This window comes from Pseudomonas sp. Ant30-3 (genome assembly GCF_000690905.1).
Lineage (GTDB): Bacteria > Pseudomonadota > Gammaproteobacteria > Pseudomonadales > Pseudomonadaceae > Aquipseudomonas.
Map to the genome: position 1 here is coordinate 72,192 of NZ_JMCL01000047.1, position 16,489 is coordinate 88,680.

Annotated in this window: 15 protein-coding genes; 8 read left to right on the forward strand and 7 right to left on the reverse strand. The window is 58.7% G+C overall.

What is annotated here, in order from left to right; genetic code table 11:
• Positions 1-1,227: a nicotinate phosphoribosyltransferase gene (gene pncB, locus DU29_RS0112550; protein ID WP_028622025.1), complete on the reverse strand. Its 1,227-nt coding sequence runs from the start codon at positions 1,225-1,227 to the stop codon at positions 1-3.
• A 192-nt stretch (positions 1,228-1,419) separates the two neighbouring features.
• Positions 1,420-2,331, reverse strand: coding sequence for a LysR family transcriptional regulator (locus tag DU29_RS0112555; protein WP_028622026.1), 912 nt, complete (start codon positions 2,329-2,331; stop codon positions 1,420-1,422).
• A gap of 174 nt (positions 2,332-2,505) precedes the next feature.
• On the opposite strand from DU29_RS0112555, the gene amaB reads away from it, so the two are divergent.
• The 8 genes from amaB to DU29_RS0112595 all read left to right on the forward strand — a co-directional run bounded on the left by amaB (position 2,506) and on the right by DU29_RS0112595 (position 12,554).
• The gene (gene amaB, locus DU29_RS0112560; RefSeq protein ID WP_028622027.1) at positions 2,506-3,996 is read left to right on the forward strand and encodes an L-piperidine-6-carboxylate dehydrogenase; all 1,491 of its coding nucleotides are present in this window, start codon (positions 2,506-2,508) and stop codon (positions 3,994-3,996) included.
• A 156-nt stretch (positions 3,997-4,152) separates the two neighbouring features.
• Positions 4,153-5,436, forward strand: coding sequence for an L-pipecolate oxidase (amaA, locus tag DU29_RS0112565; RefSeq protein ID WP_028622028.1), 1,284 nt, complete (start codon positions 4,153-4,155; stop codon positions 5,434-5,436).
• Between the two features lie 363 nt (positions 5,437-5,799).
• Positions 5,800-6,933, forward strand: a complete 1,134-nt coding sequence (locus tag DU29_RS0112570) for an ABC transporter substrate-binding protein (RefSeq protein ID WP_028622029.1) — start codon at positions 5,800-5,802, stop codon at positions 6,931-6,933.
• Positions 6,934-7,173: 240 nt separating this feature from the next.
• Positions 7,174-8,088 (forward strand): ABC transporter permease subunit, encoded by a 915-nt coding sequence (locus DU29_RS0112575; protein ID WP_010464150.1) that lies wholly within the window; start codon positions 7,174-7,176, stop codon positions 8,086-8,088.
• Between the two features lie 3 nt (positions 8,089-8,091).
• A complete protein-coding gene (livM, locus tag DU29_RS0112580; RefSeq protein WP_028622030.1) occupies positions 8,092-9,375 on the forward strand; it encodes a high-affinity branched-chain amino acid ABC transporter permease LivM in 1,284 nt (427 codons plus the stop codon).
• Complete coding sequence (locus DU29_RS0112585; protein ID WP_028622031.1) at positions 9,372-10,247, forward strand: ATP-binding cassette domain-containing protein; 876 nt, start codon at positions 9,372-9,374, stop codon at positions 10,245-10,247. Before livM ends, DU29_RS0112585 begins: the two co-directional genes overlap by 4 nt.
• Positions 10,244-10,960: an ABC transporter ATP-binding protein gene (locus tag DU29_RS0112590; protein WP_028622032.1), complete on the forward strand. Its 717-nt coding sequence runs from the start codon at positions 10,244-10,246 to the stop codon at positions 10,958-10,960. Before DU29_RS0112585 ends, DU29_RS0112590 begins: the two co-directional genes overlap by 4 nt.
• An 823-nt stretch (positions 10,961-11,783) precedes the next feature.
• A complete protein-coding gene (locus DU29_RS0112595) occupies positions 11,784-12,554 on the forward strand; it encodes an SDR family oxidoreductase (protein WP_028622033.1) in 771 nt (256 codons plus the stop codon).
• Between the two features lie 113 nt (positions 12,555-12,667).
• On the opposite strand, the gene DU29_RS0112600 is transcribed toward DU29_RS0112595, so the two are convergent.
• From DU29_RS0112600 to ureE, 5 genes are all read right to left on the reverse strand, one after another.
• Entirely contained in the window at positions 12,668-13,798 is a 1,131-nt protein-coding gene (locus DU29_RS0112600) for an AGE family epimerase/isomerase (RefSeq protein ID WP_028622034.1), read from the reverse strand.
• Positions 13,799-14,081: 283 nt separating this feature from the next.
• The gene (locus tag DU29_RS0112605; protein WP_028622035.1) at positions 14,082-14,654 is read right to left on the reverse strand and encodes a HupE/UreJ family protein; all 573 of its coding nucleotides are present in this window, start codon (positions 14,652-14,654) and stop codon (positions 14,082-14,084) included.
• Positions 14,655-14,681: 27 nt separating this feature from the next.
• Complete coding sequence (gene ureG, locus DU29_RS0112610; RefSeq protein ID WP_028622036.1) at positions 14,682-15,296, reverse strand: urease accessory protein UreG; 615 nt, start codon at positions 15,294-15,296, stop codon at positions 14,682-14,684.
• 23 nt (positions 15,297-15,319) lie between these two features.
• Positions 15,320-15,994: an urease accessory protein UreF gene (locus tag DU29_RS0112615; protein WP_028622037.1), complete on the reverse strand. Its 675-nt coding sequence runs from the start codon at positions 15,992-15,994 to the stop codon at positions 15,320-15,322.
• The gene (gene ureE, locus DU29_RS0112620; protein ID WP_028622038.1) at positions 15,991-16,488 is read right to left on the reverse strand and encodes an urease accessory protein UreE; all 498 of its coding nucleotides are present in this window, start codon (positions 16,486-16,488) and stop codon (positions 15,991-15,993) included. The genes DU29_RS0112615 and ureE overlap by 4 nt, the downstream gene beginning before the upstream one ends.
• Position 16,489 lies beyond the last annotated feature (1 nt).

Consider the following 16,489-nt stretch of genomic DNA (forward strand, 5'->3'; position numbering starts at 1 on the left):
TCACTCCTTGCTTGTTGGGCTTGAAAGGGCGGCAGGAACTTTGAAAACGTGTCGCAAATAGGCGACAAAATTGGGGTCTTTGCAGTGCGTCTTGCCCGGCTCGTCCGAGATCTTGGCGACCGGCTGACCATTGCAGGCGGCCATTTTAAGCACGATGCTCATCGGTTCAACACCCGGGATATCGCACGTCAGGTTCGTGCCGATACCAAAGCTGACATTGATTCGGCCGCGCAGTGCCCGAAAGATCTCCAGCGACCTGGGCAGGGTCAGGCTGTCGGAAAACACCAGGGTCTTGCTCATCGGGTCGATGCCGAGCCGGTGATAGTGGGCGATGGCCTTTTCTGCCCAGAGTATCGGATCACCGGAGTCATGGCGCAAACCGTCGAAAAGCTTGGCGAAGTACAGATCGAAATCACTGAGAAATGCATCAGTGGTGATGCAATCGGTCAGCGCGATCCCGAGCAAACCACGGTATTCACGCACCCAGCAATCAAGCGCGGCGATCTGGCTGTCGATCAGGCGAGGGCCGAGTTGCTGGTGCGCCATGATCCATTCGTGAGCCATGGTGCCCAAAGGTTTCATGTCCAGCTCCCGGGACAGGTGCACGTTGCTGGTGCCGACGAAACGTCCGGGAAAATCGTGTTTGAGCACGTTCACCACTTCTTCCTGCACGCGGAAAGAAAAGCGACGACGCGTGCCGAAATCGGCTACCTGCAATTCGGATAATTCATCACTGCTGGCATTGGCGCTCAGCCAGTCGAACTTGCGATAGAGCTGCTCGCGGGCCTGCTCCAGAACGATTTCCCGGTAGCGATAACGATTGCGTACTTCGCTAACGATGGACAGCAGCGGCACTTCGAACAGAATCACATGCAGCCACGGCCCGCGCAGACGGATAAACAGTTCGCCGTTTTCGATGCCGGTGTGCACGTAACGCAGGTTGAATCGGAACAGCCCGAGGAAGCGCAGAAAATCCGGTTTCATGAAGCTGATGCGCTCCATGAAACTCAGTTGGTCCGGGCTCAAACTCAACTCCGCCAGGCGCTCGATCTGAAAACGGATTTCCGCCAGATAAGGCCGCAGATCCTCACTGTTACGGCAACGAAACTCCCATTCGACTTCCACGTTCGGGTAGTTGTGCAGCACCGCCTGCATCATCGTCAGTTTGTAAAAGTCGGTGTCGAGCAGGTTCTGCACGATGCGATCGGCAAACACACTCTCGCTCATAACGGGGGTTCTCCACTTTGAATCAGGTTAGTGGCGCATATCGGTGGTAGTTATTGCCAGCGATTTTTGGGGCATAGCGATCCCATGTGGGAGCGAGCCTGCTCGCGATGGCGATATTTCATTCGACATCAATATTGACTGACCCACCGCTATCGCGAGCAGGCTCACTCCCACAAGGGAGTGTGTGACGCCTCAACCAGGCGATATGTCCGGGCTATCAATCTGCTCAAGCATCCACTTCACGAAATCCCGAACCTTGGGCACTTCCGCCGAATGCTCGGGATAAGCCAGGTAATAGGCGTCGGAACTGGGCATCGCGTGTTGCCAGGGAATGACCAGTTTGCCGTCAGCCAATTCCTCTTCCACCAGGAAACGCGGCAACAGCGCCACGCCACAGCCAACCTGCGCAGCGCGGATGCACATGTAAAAGGTCTCGAAGCGTGGGCCGTGGTAGCTGTGTTCGGTGTGGTAGCCCTGACTGTCGAACCAGTCGTGCCATGCCTGGGGGCGCGAAGCATTTTGCAGCAGAACCAGATCAGCGAGTTGTGTCGGGTCGGTGAGTGGCGTTTCCGGCAGGCTGCCGGGCGCGCAGACCGGTACCAGCTCTTCGCTGAACAATTTCAGGCATTCGGTGCGAGGGCGCGCCCCTTGGCCGAAATAAAACGCCAGGTCGCTGCGACCTTGCAAGAGATCGTCGGCTTCCTGCTCGCTGCACAGGTCCAGGTGAATCGATGGGTGACGCAAACGCCAGCCCTTCAGACGCGGCACTAGCCAGCGCGCGCCGAAGGTCGGCGGAGTCGATACACGCAGAACTTCGGTTTCGCCGCCGTAGGAACGCAGGTAATGCGTCGACATCTCGACCTGCGTGAGGATTTTTCTTACTTCTACCAGGTACAAATCCCCGGCCGGCGTCATTTGCAGGCGTCGGCGCACCCGGCGGAACAGCAGGTGCTGCAGCAACTCTTCGAGTTGTGCGACCTGTTTGCTGACGGCGCTCTGGGTCAGGTTCAGCTCTTCAGCGGCGCGGGTGAAGCTCAAATGCCGGGTCACGGCCTCAAAACACTGGAGGGCGGTGATCGACGGCAGGTAGCGTTTATTCAACATGGACGGTCCTTTTTTCTTGTTTCTTTTTCGCCAACTATTCAAAGCATGAATAAACGGAATGATATCTCTCTTAAAGGTCGTTTGTTGGGTAACCTCCGGAGCGCTAAAACTATAAGCCTGATCGGCCGAATTCATCCGGCTGCACGTTTGCTGTTTTCGCTTGAGGAGTGACCCATGGTTGCCGCATTGCTTGACCGTCTTGGTGTGAACCCGGCCCTGTACCAGAACGGCAAAGTGCCGGTGCACTCGCCCATTGATGGCAGCCGCATCGCCGCTGTGAACTGGGAAGGCGCCGCTGAAGTCGAGCAGCACATCAGTCGCGCAGATCATGCGTTCGAGTTGTGGCGCAAGATTCCGGCCCCGCGCCGTGGCGAACTGGTGCGGCAACTGGGCGATATCCTGCGCGAGTACAAGGCCGACCTCGGTGAGCTGGTCTCCTGGGAAGCGGGCAAGATCACTCAGGAAGGCTTGGGTGAAGTGCAGGAAATGATCGACATTTGTGACTTTGCCGTCGGCCTGTCCCGCCAGTTGTACGGTTTGACCATCGCCTCCGAGCGCCCCGGCCACCACATGCGCGAAACCTGGCACCCGCTGGGCGTCGTTGGCGTGATCAGCGCGTTCAACTTCCCGGTTGCGGTCTGGGCCTGGAACACCACGCTGGCGCTGGTCTGCGGCAACCCGGTGATCTGGAAACCGTCCGAAAAAACCCCGCTGACCGCTCTGGCGTGTCAGGCGCTGTTTGATCGCGTCTTGAAGAATTTCAACGATGCGCCGCCTCACCTGAGCCAAGTGATCATCGGCGGCCGAGATGCCGGCGAGGCACTGGTCGACGACCCGCGAGTCGCGTTGATCAGCGCCACCGGCAGCACCCGCATGGGTCGCGAAGTGGCACCGAAAATCGCTGCACGTTTCGCTCGCAGCATTCTTGAACTGGGCGGAAACAACGCGATGATCCTCGGCCCAAGCGCCGACCTCGACATGGCGGTGCGTGCGATTCTGTTCAGCGCCGTCGGTACCGCCGGCCAGCGTTGCACCACGCTGCGGCGCCTGATCGCGCATGAATCGGTGAAAGAAGAAATCGTCACCCGCCTGAAAGCCGCGTACTCGAAAGTGCGCATCGGCAATCCGCTGGAAGGCAATCTGATCGGCCCGCTGATCGACAAGCACAGCTTCGAAAACATGCAGGACGCTCTCGAGCAGGCACTGAGCGAGGGTGGTCGCGTGTTTGGCGGCAAACGTCAGCTGGAAGACCAGTTCCCGAACGCCTACTACGTGTCGCCGGCGATTGTCGAAATGCCCGAGCAGAGTGAAGTGGTTCGCGATGAAACCTTCGCACCGATCCTTTACGTGATCGGTTACAAGGATTTCGACGAAGCACTGCGCCTCAACAACGAAGTGCCACAAGGCCTGTCGTCGTGCATATTCACCACTGATGTGCGTGAAGCCGAGCAGTTCATGTCGGCGGTAGGCAGTGACTGCGGCATTGCCAACGTCAACATCGGCCCGAGCGGCGCGGAAATTGGCGGCGCGTTTGGTGGCGAGAAGGAAACCGGCGGCGGTCGTGAATCCGGTTCCGATGCATGGCGCGGCTACATGCGCCGCCAGACTAACACCGTGAATTATTCGCTGGAGTTGCCGTTGGCGCAGGGGATTACGTTCGACTGACGCCCACGTCGAACAGTGATCCCCTGTAGGAGTGAGCCTGCTCGCGATAGCGATTTAACATTCAACATCTGTGTTGACTGATAGCCCGCAATCGCGAGCAGGCTCACTCCTACATTTTGAACCGTGTGTTGGTTAGGTTTGCGCTGGAGTCTGGCAATGCCGTTACGCGAAGAGTGTCTGTGGGAAAAACTGACGCCACAAAGGCCCGACAACTCGGCGCTCAAAGGCGAAATGAAAGTCGATGTGTGCGTGATCGGCGCCGGTTTCACCGGTTTGTCAGCAGCGGTGCACTTGCTCGAACAGGGCAAAACGGTTTGTGTGCTGGAAGCGCATCGCGCCGGGCATGGCGGTTCGGGGCGCAACGTCGGGCTGGTGAATGCCGGCATGTGGATTCCACCGGACGAGATTGAAGCCGGTTTTGGCGAAGCGGTGGGCAGCCAGCTCAACCGCATGCTCGGTGCAGCGCCTTCCCTCGTTTTCAGCCTTGTGGATAAGTACAACATCGATTGCCAATTGCGCCGCGAAGGTACGTTGCACATGGCGCACAACGCGCGTGGCGAAGCGGACCTGCGCAGTCGGGAACAACAGTGGAAACGTCGCGGCGCGCCGGTCGAATTACTCACCGGGCAAGCTTGCGAGCAGGCCACCGGCACGAAAAAAATCGCTGCTGCATTACTCGATCGTCGCGCAGGCACGATAAACCCGATGGCTTATACGACCGGGCTGGCGAAAGCAGCCATCGCTTTGGGCGGCCAGCTGTTTGATCATTCGCCGGTGACTCGACTCGAGCGCCAGGGCCAGCGCTGGTCAGTTCAAACCGCGCAGGGTTCAGTGCTGGCCGAGCAAGTGGTGATCGCCTCCAACGCCTACACCGAGGGCGACTGGACCGAGCTTCGGCGCAATTTCTTCCCCGGTTATTACTATCAGGTTGCCTCGGTGCCGTTGACCGAGGCGGCCGCAGAACAAATCCTGCCGGGCGGCCAGGGTTCGTGGGACACCCGCCAGGTGCTCAGCAGCATCCGCCGCGACAAGGAAGGACGTCTGTTGCTGGGCAGTCTCGGCAACGGCAATCAGAAACCGGCCTGGTTTCTGAAAGCCTGGGCCGATCGCGTTCAGCAGCACTATTTCCCCTACCTCAAACCCGTGGAATGGGAATGCACCTGGACTGGCTGTATCGCCTTCACCCCTGATCATTTGATGCGCCTGTTTGAACCCGCGCCCGGCTTGGTGGCGGTCACCGGTTACAACGGGCGCGGGGTGACCACGGGGACAGTAGTGGGCAAGGCGTTTGCCGATTATCTGTGCAAGGGCGATGCGCAGGCGCTGCCCATTCCATTCGCACCGATGCAGCCTCTGGCGGGGGCGGGCCTGCGCAGCTGTTTGTACGAGGCCGGATTTTCCCTGTATCACGCAGGCCAGTGCTTGCGGATCGTGATTTGATTGTTGAAATTTGTTGCTGGCAGCGGCGCTTTTCAGCCCAGCGACTAGCCTGTAGTGGTGCGCGTTGTAGCAGTCTGCGCACCAGCAGTGTGCACTTCGGTGACGTGTGTTGTTACAGGTCGGTTGCACGTCGTTTCGCACTGCGGTTGCAATGATGGCGCGTGCAGGTTGCGCCACAAAATTATATCGGTTTCACCTTCAGCGGTTTAGACGGTTGCACGCTCAATGAAAATGGGCTCGAAACAGTCGAAATAACAATAAAGCAGCGACTTTTTTCAGAATAAAAAACCGATGGCACGGCACTTGCTCTGAGCATTCAGAGAAGTCGCACTGCCAACTAAAAAAACCTTGGAGCACCACCTCATGTCCCAGACGTTTTACAAGAAAGGCTTTCTGGCCCTCGCAGTGGCTACTGCTTTGGGTGTTTCTGCGTTTGCACAGGCCGATGTAAAAATTGGTGTGGCGGGTCCGATGACAGGTGCCAACGCGGCATTTGGCGAGCAGTACATGAAGGGTGCACAGGCGGCGGCCGATGCGGTCAACGCAGCTGGCGGCGTCAACGGGGAAAAAATCGTACTGGTACGTGGTGATGACGCCTGCGAGCCGAAACAGGCTGTGACGGTCGCCAAGGACCTCACCAACCAGAAAGTCGCCGGCGTGGTTGGTCACTTCTGCTCCTCCTCCACCATCCCGGCCTCCGAGATTTACGACGAAGCGGGCATCATTGCGATCACCCCGGGTTCGACCAACCCGGCGGTCACCGAACGCGGCCTCAGCGCCATGTTCCGTATGTGCGGGCGTGACGATCAGCAAGGCATCGTAGCCGGCGACTACATTGTCGACGTGCTCAAAGGCAAGAAAGTCGTAGTCCTGCATGACAAGGACACCTACGGCCAAGGCCTGGCAGACGCCACCAAGGCACAGCTGGAAAAACGCGGCGTGAAACCTGTGTTGTATGAAGGTCTGACCCGTGGCGAGAAAGACTTCAGCACCATCGTGACCAAGATCCGTGGCGCCGGTGCCGACGTGGTCTACTTCGGCGGTCTGCACCCGGAAGCCGGTCCTCTGGTTCGTCAACTGCGTGAGCAAGGCCTCAAAGACGTCAAGTTCATGTCCGATGACGGTATCGTCACCGATGAGCTGGTCACCACTGCGGGCGGTCCACAGTTCGTCGATGGCGTGTTGATGACCTTCGGCGCCGACCCGCGTCTGCTGCCAGACAGCAAGACCGTGGTAGACGAGTTCCGCAAGCAAGGCACCGAGCCTGAAGGCTACACCCTGTATGCCTACGCTTCCGTTCAAACCCTGGCTGCCGCTTTCAACGGTGCCAAATCCAACAACGGCGAGAAAGCCGCCGAGTGGCTGAAGAAAAACCCTGTGAAAACCGTCATGGGCGAGAAGACCTGGGACGCCAAGGGCGACCTGAAAGTCTCCGACTACGTGGTTTACCAGTGGGACAAGGATGGCAAATACCACCAGCTGGAAAAACAGAAGTAAGGGCTGACGCGATCACCTGATCTGATGCAATCCGTGTAGGAGTGAGCCTGCTCGCGATGACGAACTGACAGTCGACAACCGTGTTGAATGTTATGACGCTATCGCGAGCAGGCTCGCTCCTACAGGATCCGGTTTTGGTCGACGGGATCGTGGCTGACATTGCTCCGACGTAAATCTGTATTTTTCCTAGAAGAGCCGCACACCCAAGGTGTGCAGGTTTTCACTGCGTGAGATTGCGTTATGGATGGTATTTTCCTGCAGCAACTGGTCAACGGCCTGACCCTCGGGTCGGTCTATGGCCTGATCGCCATCGGCTACACAATGGTCTATGGCATCATTGGCATGATCAACTTCGCCCACGGCGAGGTTTACATGATTTCCGCTTACCTCGCGGCAATCAGTCTGGCTCTGCTGGCATACTTCGGTATTGAATCCTTCCCGCTCCTGATGCTTGGCACGCTGATTTTCACCATTGTGGTAACGGCGGTTTATGGCTGGGTCATCGAGCGTGTCGCTTACAAACCGCTACGCAACTCAACCCGTCTGGCGCCGCTGATCAGTGCCATCGGTATCTCCCTGATCCTGCAGAACTACGCACAAATTGCTCAAGGCGCGAAACAACAAGGTGTTCCGACCTTGCTGACAGGTGCCTGGCGCGTCGAAATCGGCACCGGTTTCGTGCAGTTGACCTACACCAAAGTATTCATTCTGATCGCGGCATTCGCCGGCATGGCGTTGCTGACCTACATCATCAAGTACACCAAGCTCGGCCGCATGTGCCGTGCGACTCAGCAAGACCGCAAGATGGCCTCGATCCTGGGGATCAACACCGACCGGGTAATCTCCTACGTGTTCATCATCGGTGCTGCGATGGCAGCGCTGGCCGGTGTACTGATCACCATGAATTACGGCACGTTCGATTTCTATGCCGGCTTCATCATCGGTATCAAAGCGTTCACTGCAGCGGTGCTTGGCGGGATCGGCTCACTGCCCGGGGCGATGCTCGGCGGGATCATTCTCGGTATTTCCGAGTCGCTGTTCTCCGGTCTGGTCAACTCCGACTACAAAGACGTGTTCAGCTTCTCGCTGCTCGTACTCGTTCTGGTCTTTCGGCCCCAAGGCCTGCTCGGCCGTCCTCTTGTGTCGAAGGTGTAAGCGATGTCTTCAACCACTCAAAAAACCATTGATCTCAAAAGAAGCCTGGTTGACGCCATACTCGCCGGCCTTGTAGCCCTGATCGTTTTTGGGCCGATAGTCGGCGTGGTCCTTGATGGCTACGGCTTCAATATGGAAACGACGCGGGTCGCCTGGATTGTCGCCATTGTCATGGCGGGCCGTTTTGCTTTGAGCCTGTTCCTGCAAACGCCAAAGGGCCTGCGCATCCTCGAAGGATTTGAAACTACTGGCTCCGGGGTGCATGTACTGCCGCCGGATTACAAATCCCGGTTGCGCTGGATCATCCCGATACTGATCGTCGTTGCCGTGATCTTCCCGTTCTTCTCCAACTCCTACCTGTTGGGCGTGGTTATCCTCGGGCTGATCTATGTGCTGCTCGGTCTGGGGCTGAACATCGTGGTCGGCCTGGCCGGGCTGCTCGATCTGGGTTACGTGGCGTTCTATGCGATCGGCGCGTACGGCCTGGCGCTCGGTTATCAATACCTGGGGCTGGGTTTCTGGACGGTGTTGCCACTGGCGGCAATCATGGCCGGTCTTGCCGGATGCATTCTCGGCTTCCCCGTGCTGCGTCTGCACGGCGATTACCTGGCGATCGTGACCCTGGGTTTCGGCGAAATCATTCGTCTGGTGCTCAACAACTGGCTGTCGCTGACCGGCGGCCCGAACGGGATGGCAGCACCACTGCCGACTTTCTTCGGTCTGGAGTTCGGCAAACGGGCGAAGGAGGGCGGTGTTCCCTTCCACGAGTACTTCGGCATCGCCTACAACCCTGACGTAAAGTATTACTTCATCTACGCCGTGTTGTTCCTGGTCGTACTGGCCGTGCTTTACGTCAAGCATCGCCTGACCCGCATGCCGGTCGGACGCGCCTGGGAAGCGTTGCGCGAAGACGAGATCGCTTGCCGCTCCATGGGCCTCAACCACGTACTGGTGAAACTCTCGGCGTTCACCATCGGCGCATCGACGGCCGGTCTGGCCGGGGTGTTCTTCGCCACTTATCAGGGCTTCGTCAACCCGACCTCGTTTACCTTCTTCGAATCGGCACTGATCCTCGCCATCGTGGTGCTGGGCGGCATGGGCTCGACCATCGGCGTGGTCATCGCAGCATTCGTGCTGACCGTCGCGCCGGAACTGCTGCGTGGTTTCGCTGAATACCGTGTGCTGCTGTTCGGTGTGTTGATGGTGTTGATGATGATCTGGCGACCGCGCGGCCTGATTCGGATCAGCCGTACCGGTGTGACGCCGCGTAAAGGAGTAGCGCCATGAGCGAAGTCGTCCTCTCTGTAGAGAAGCTGATGATGCACTTTGGCGGCATCAAGGCGCTGAGCGATGTCAGCCTGAAGGTCCATCGCAACTCGATTTTTGCCCTGATCGGCCCAAACGGTGCCGGCAAGACGACTGTGTTCAACTGCCTCACCGGTTTCTACAAGGCCTCCGGCGGCAAGATCGAACTCAATGTTCGTGGCCAGGAAACCAACGTCATTCAGTTGCTGGGTGAGTCGTTCAAACCCACCGATTTCGTCTCGCCGAAATCCTTCCTCAGCCGTATGTACTACAAGATGTTCGGTGGCACTCACCTGGTCAACCGGGCGGGACTGGCGCGTACCTTCCAGAACATTCGCCTGTTCAAGGAAATGTCGGTACTGGAAAACCTGCTGGTGGCCCAGCACATGTGGGTCAACCGCAACCTGCTGGCTGGCATTCTCAACACCAAGGCTTACCGCAAAGCCGAAAGCGATGCGCTTGATCACGCTTTCTACTGGCTGGAAGTGGTGGACCTGGTGGATTGCGCCAACCGCTTGGCCGGTGAATTGTCCTACGGTCAGCAACGCCGTCTGGAGATTGCCCGGGCCATGTGTACCCGGCCGCAGATCATCTGCCTCGACGAACCGGCTGCCGGCCTCAACCCACAGGAAACCGAAGCGCTGAGCGCGATGATCCGGCTGCTGCGCGACGAGCACGATCTGACCGTGGTGCTGATCGAACACGACATGGGCATGGTTATGAGTATTTCCGACCACATCGTGGTGCTGGACCACGGCATCGTTATCGCCGAAGGCGGACCCGACGCCATTCGCAATGACCCGAAAGTGATTGCGGCCTATCTGGGCGCTGATGAAGAGGAAGTGGTGCTATGAGCCAACCCATCCTCGAACTTAAAGAACTGGACGTGTTTTATGGCCCGATCCAGGCGCTCAAGAAAGTCTCGCTGCAGATCAATGAAGGGGAAACCGTCAGCCTGATCGGCTCCAACGGCGCCGGCAAATCGACCCTGCTGATGTCGATTTTCGGCCAGCCGCGGGCAGCGAGCGGGCAGATCATGTATCAGGGCGTGGACATTACCCACAAGTCATCCCACTACATCGCGTCGCACGGCATTGCGCAGTCGCCAGAAGGCCGACGGGTGTTCCCCGACATGACCGTCGAGGAAAACCTGCTGATGGGCACCATTCCGATCGGCGATAAATATGCCAAGGAAGACATGCAGCGCATGTTCGAACTGTTTCCGCGGCTCGAGGAACGGCGCACGCAACGCGCCATGACGATGTCCGGTGGCGAACAGCAGATGCTCGCCATCGCCCGTGCGCTGATGAGCCGGCCAAAGCTTTTGCTGCTCGATGAGCCGAGCCTTGGGCTGGCGCCGATTGTGGTCAAACAGATCTTTTCCACCCTGCGGGAGTTAGCGAAAACCGGCATGACCATTTTCCTCGTTGAACAGAACGCCAATCACGCGCTCAAGCTCTCGGACCGGGCGTATGTGATGGTTAACGGCGAAATCCGTCTGACCGGCAGCGGCAAGGAGCTGCTGGTGAACGAAGAGGTGCGCAACGCTTACCTCGGCGGGCATTAAAGTCTGTTCAAACACCCAGGCCCCGGTGAGCAATCATCGGGGCATTTTTGCGTTCTGAATCCGTAGGAGCAAAGCTTGCTCGCGATGGTGTACCGCATCAAACGTAAGGAGTTTGAACCTCCGCTATCGCGAGCAAGCTTTGCTCCCACATCGGCAATTTGAAGCTTCGGCAAATTGTGGAAAACAAATTCACCAAGCTCCGAAACCGCGACATAAAGACGCTGCAAATGGCTGTTTTATCACGGTTTTGAGTTGTCCCCGTTTGCTGTGGAAGTGGCTGTGAATAACGTGGTAGTACATGGCTGCAGGCCTTTGGGGCCGTGGCTTGTAGCGATGTGGTTGTTTTTTGATCGGTGAGTTTCTTGGCGCTGGCAAGTGTCTTTGTCAACCTTTTTATCAGCAGCCAATCCCACTCGAACAGCCGGGTACAAGCCTGTGGATAAGTCTGTGGTTAAACTCTGGAAAGACTCCGCTGAGTGCCGTGGTTGCTGGCTTCGCGCCATCGCCGATTCCATAGTCCCGTCGTGCAAAACGCCTTGAGCTACACAGCCGGCATCCAGGGGTCAAGCAAAAAAGTTTTAAAAGTGCTCGGAAAGCCTTGTGCACAGCGGCCTGCAGGTTTTTTACTTGCCCCCGAAAACTGTGGACCGGCCTGTGGATAAGGTGCGCGCACATGGCTGCAGGCCACGCAGCGAGAGGTTTTGCGGCGATTGGTTGTTATTTGAGCAATCGCGCAGTGGTTGCCGCTGCCTGCAAGGCCGGGCATGCTGCCAGCTGATTTTCTATTCAATGGCTGCGCGTCGGCCGAAGCAAGGAGAACACGATGTCCAACACCCTGTTTATTACCGGAGCAACCTCTGGTTTTGGTGAAGCCTGCGCTCGTCGTTTCGCCGATGCGGGCTGGAAACTGGTGCTGACAGGCCGTCGTGAAGAACGCCTCAATGCCCTGTGCGCCGAACTGTCGAAGCAGACTGAAGTGCACGGGATTGTGCTCGACGTGCGTGATCGCCAGGCCATGGAAGAGGCCATTGCCAATCTCCCGCCATCCTTCGCCAAACTGCGCGGGCTGATCAACAACGCTGGCCTGGCGCTTGGTGCGGACCCAGCGCCGAAGTGCGACCTGGATGATTGGGACACAATGGTCGACACCAACATCAAGGGCCTGATGTACAGCACGCGTCTGTTGTTGCCGCGACTGATCGCCCACGGCCGTGGTGCCGGCATCATCAACCTTGGCTCGGTCGCCGGCAATTATCCGTACCCGGGCAGTCACGTGTATGGGGCGAGCAAGGCATTCGTCAAACAGTTCTCGCTGAACCTGCGCTGCGACCTGCAAGGGACCGGCGTGCGCGTCAGCAATATTGAGCCGGGCCTGTGCGAAAGCGAATTTTCGCTGGTGCGTTTTGCCGGTGATCAGGAGCGTTACAACGCCACTTACGCCGGCGCCGAGCCGATTCAGCCGCAAGACATCGCCGACACGATTTTCTGGGTGCTGAACGCGCCAGCGCACATCAACATCAACAGCCTGGAGTTGATGCCGGTGAGTCAGTCGTGGAGTGGGTTTGCGATTCATCGCAGTGGTGACAAGGCCTGATACCGTGTAACGGCAATCGCGGGCAAGCCTTGCTCCCACAGGGTTTGTGCTGAATCGCCATTGCGCGAGCAACACGATCTTGTAGGAGCAAGCTTGCTCGCGATGACTATCTCTCAGTCAGCGAGATATTCAGCCAAACCGCGATAACAGGTCGCCAAATGATAAGGCGTCGTCGACGGCATATCGCGGCGACTCACTTCACCGTTCTCATCGCGACATTCATACCAGCCGTGCGCATGCAAAGAGTGCTGCAGCAACGCCTGCAACTGGCGGATGACTGCAGCGTCGCTGTTCGCTCGCAACGTCAGCGCTCGCAGGTATTCAGCTTGAGCCCAAATGCGCTGGGTGCCATCTTTCGCTTGCCCGTCCAGCGTCAACATGGCCCGCACGGCGCCACTCGATTCTTCGACGCCCAGTTGCTCGGTGAACGCAAAAGCTCGGTCGAGTGAGTCGTGCAGCGGCGAACCGCGCAACAACGGCGAGGATTCGAGCAGGAAGAACCACTCGAACTGATGACCCGGTTCAAACCAGTTATCCACAGCACCCAATGGCTTTTCCATCAACACATCATGCTGTGGATCGATAAAACGCTGGTGCATCCCGCTGCATAACTCGACAAGTGCTCGCTGTACCGGCGCGTCAGCACGAATCGACAGCGTTGCGAGAAATGCTTCGGCCAGGTGCATTAGCGGATTCTGCAGCGGCCCTGTGTCCAAGGAAGACCAGTCCTGTTCGAGGCAGGCTTCGTAGAGGCCGTCATTCGTCGCGAAACGCTGCGCGATCACTTTAAGTGTGGCGTTGAGCACTGACTCCACCAACGGCTCGCGAACTTTGTCCCAGTAGTGGGCGCAGGCAAACAGGATGAAGGCGTGGGTGTAGAGATCCTTGCGCCGATCGAGCGGAGCGCCTTGCGGGTCAATGCTGTAGAACCAGCCGCCGTGTTCCGCATCGTGAAAATGTTGCTGCAAGGAACGGAACAGCGCCGCCGCTCGGTCTTCGGCTCCCGCCAGCTGACCGATCAGGCTGGAAAACACATACAGCTGCCGCGCGCAGGCCATGGCCCGGTAGCGTTGAGGTGGCAGCGGATGGTGGTCCGCATCCAGCGCTTCGTAAGGCAGCGCCATGTCGGCATTCCAGCCCGGACCTTGCCAGAGTGGCACGATCACGTCCCGGAAATGCTGTTGCACCGAGGCGAACAGTGCGGTCAGTTCAGGCTGGGGAGTAGAGTGGGGCTGATGCGGCATTGGCTGGCGTCGTCACGGCAGGGTTAATTGCGCGCCATGTTAGCAGAGAGCCCGGTCGGAGAGAGGCGGTGTCTGTCAGACCGCTATCGCGAGCAAGCTCGGCTCCCACAGAGTAAGCATTCCACTGTGAGCAGAGCTCCCACAAGGTAAGCATTCCACTGTGAGCAGAGCTCCCACAGAGTAAGCATTCCACTCTGGGAGCCGAGCTTGCTTGCGATCAGGCCGCATTCCACTGTAGGAGCCGAGCTTGCTCGCGATGAGGCCATTACAGGCGATAAAGAAATCAGCCAGCCAGCAACCACACGCCGGTCGCCGCCGAAGCTGCTCCCGCCAGACGCACCAACGGCGCCGCCGCCCGAGGCAATACTCGCACCACCGCATAACCCGCCGCATGCAACGCGGCCGTTGCCGCCACGAAACCGGCTGCATAGGCCCAAGGGCTGGACATGTCGGGCAATTCCAGGCCATGCGCGACACCGTGGAACAGTGCAAATAATGCTGTCGCCGCGACCGCCAGGCTCAATGGCGGTCGCACTGCCAGCGCAACAGCCAGGCCCAGCGCCAATACTGACGCGGCGATGCCACTTTCCAGCGCCGGCAAATTCAGCCCTTGAAAACCCAATAACCCGCCGATCAGCATCGTGCCGACAAACGTGCAGGGCAGCGCCCAACGCGCGGCGCCTTGCTGCTGCGCCGCCCACAAGCCGACGGCCAGCATTGCCAGCAAGTGATCGAGACCACCGATAGGGTGGCTGATGCCGGCGATCAACCCGTTGTCACCATGGCCCGGATGAGCGAGTGCAATGGCTGGCGTCACCAAAAGGGCCAGGGTGACCAGAGTGCGTTTCAATGTCATGGCTAAGCTTCCTTGTTGAAATTTTGATCAGGCTGCGATCAGCAAGCCTTGGCGTTCGATGAAGGCGATGATCTCTTCCAGCCCCAGACCTGTTTTCTGGTTGCTGAAAACAAACGGCTTGCCGCTGCGCATGCGGCGGGTGTCGCTGTCCATCATTTCCAGCGATGCGCCCACCAGCGGCGCGAGGTCGATCTTGTTGATCACCAGCAGATCGGATTTGCAGATGCCCGGTCCACCCTTGCGCGGCAGCTTGTCGCCGGCCGACACATCGATCACATAGATCGTCAGGTCGGACAGCTCCGGGCTGAACGTCGCCGACAGGTTGTCACCGCCAGACTCCACCAGAATCAGATCAAGCCCCGGAAAGCGTCGGTTCAGTTGGTCCACCGCTTCCAGGTTGATCGACGCGTCTTCGCGGATCGCCGTGTGCGGGCAGCCGCCGGTCTCCACGCCGATAATCCGCTCAGGGGCGAGCGCTTCGTTGCGCACCAGAAAATCGGCGTCTTCGCGGGTGTAAATGTCGTTGGTGACGACGGCGAGGTTGTAGCGATCGCGCAGTGCCAGACAAAGCGCCAACGTCAGGGCCGTCTTGCCGGAACCGACCGGGCCGCCGATGCCGACACGCAAAGGTTGAGCGTTCATGTGATTCTCCAAAGTAAAAGGCCCTAGGAACGAAACAGGCGGCTGTACTGGCGCTCGTGGGCCATGCTTGCCAGAGACAGGCCGAAAGCAGCGCTGCCGTAATGTTCGGGTGTGATGTGGCTGGCGTGCTGTTGCGCTTGCTGCAGCAGTGGCAGCAGTTGGCTGGTCAGGCGTTGCGCGGCTTGCTGGCCCAGCGGCAGGGTCTTCATCAACACCGCCAATTGGTTTTCCAGCCAGCTCCACAGCCACGCCGCGAGCGCGTCTTGCGGTTCGATTTGCCAGGCACGCGCCGCCAGCGCCCAGCCGAGGGCCAGGTGCGGCTCGGCACGTTGCACAAGAAACGCCCGGGCCGCTGCGTCCAGTTCGGGCAGCCCGTTGAGCAGTTGTTGCAGCGAGTAACCCATCTGCCGGCTTTCCTGGTGCAACTCCCGAGTCTCGCGACTGGCGCGATGTTCTTCGCAATGCTGCAACAGATCGGCCCAGTTTTCCTCGGCCGCTGCCGTGCAATGAGCAAGCAGCAGCGGTGCTTCAAAGCGTGCAAGGTTCAGCAATAACTGATCGCTGATCCAGCGTCGCGCGCTCTCGGAATCACTCACCCGGCCGTTATCCACAGCCATCTCCAGTCCCTGCGAATAGCTGTAGCCGCCAATCGGCAACTGCGGACTGGCCAGACGTAACAGCGCCCAGGCTGGATTCATATACGCACGCCGAACTGGTGCAGTTTCGGCGCGTAATTGAAGGCTTCCTCGCCCTGCCGGGAGTGGTGATGGCCACCGCCGTAAGCGCCGTGCTCGGGCTGAAACGACGCTTCAATATGCTCGACATTGGCATCCAGCTGTTCGAGCATCGCCTTGAGCACATAGTCGTCGAGCAAGCGCAGCCAGCCATCGCCTACTTGCAAGGCGACGTGGCGATTGCCGAGGTGATAAGCCGCACGGGTCAGCTCGAAGGGATTGGCGCAGGTGACATGCAGCAGTTGCTCGGGACGCGCGCAGACGCGGACGATTCTGCCGTCTTCTGCCTCAAGGCATTCGCCATCGTGCAGCGGCGGTTGACCGCGCTCCAGAAAGAGCCCGACGTCTTCACCTTCGGCACTGAAACAGCGCAAACGGCTTTTACTGCGGGCTTCGAAGGTGAGGTGCAACTCGGCGGCCCAGACGGGCTGAGGGTCGATTCTGCGATGAATCACCAGC

Bases quoted from the DNA above. Each gene is read 5' to 3' on its own strand.
- pncB (WP_028622025.1), bottom strand. From the start codon at position 1,227: ATGAGCGAGAGTGTGTTTGCCGATCGCATCGTGCAGAACCTGCTCGAC.
- DU29_RS0112555 (WP_028622026.1), bottom strand. From the start codon at position 2,331: ATGTTGAATAAACGCTACCTGCCGTCGATCACCGCCCTCCAGTGTTTT.
- amaB (WP_028622027.1), top strand. From the start codon at position 2,506: ATGGTTGCCGCATTGCTTGACCGTCTTGGTGTGAACCCGGCCCTGTAC.
- amaA (WP_028622028.1), top strand. From the start codon at position 4,153: ATGCCGTTACGCGAAGAGTGTCTGTGGGAAAAACTGACGCCACAAAGG.
- DU29_RS0112570 (WP_028622029.1), top strand. From the start codon at position 5,800: ATGTCCCAGACGTTTTACAAGAAAGGCTTTCTGGCCCTCGCAGTGGCT.
- DU29_RS0112575 (WP_010464150.1), top strand. From the start codon at position 7,174: ATGGATGGTATTTTCCTGCAGCAACTGGTCAACGGCCTGACCCTCGGG.
- livM (WP_028622030.1), top strand. From the start codon at position 8,092: ATGTCTTCAACCACTCAAAAAACCATTGATCTCAAAAGAAGCCTGGTT.
- DU29_RS0112585 (WP_028622031.1), top strand. From the start codon at position 9,372: ATGAGCGAAGTCGTCCTCTCTGTAGAGAAGCTGATGATGCACTTTGGC.
- DU29_RS0112590 (WP_028622032.1), top strand. From the start codon at position 10,244: ATGAGCCAACCCATCCTCGAACTTAAAGAACTGGACGTGTTTTATGGC.
- DU29_RS0112595 (WP_028622033.1), top strand. From the start codon at position 11,784: ATGTCCAACACCCTGTTTATTACCGGAGCAACCTCTGGTTTTGGTGAA.
- DU29_RS0112600 (WP_028622034.1), bottom strand. From the start codon at position 13,798: ATGCCGCATCAGCCCCACTCTACTCCCCAGCCTGAACTGACCGCACTG.
- DU29_RS0112605 (WP_028622035.1), bottom strand. From the start codon at position 14,654: ATGACATTGAAACGCACTCTGGTCACCCTGGCCCTTTTGGTGACGCCA.
- ureG (WP_028622036.1), bottom strand. From the start codon at position 15,296: ATGAACGCTCAACCTTTGCGTGTCGGCATCGGCGGCCCGGTCGGTTCC.
- DU29_RS0112615 (WP_028622037.1), bottom strand. From the start codon at position 15,994: ATGAATCCAGCCTGGGCGCTGTTACGTCTGGCCAGTCCGCAGTTGCCG.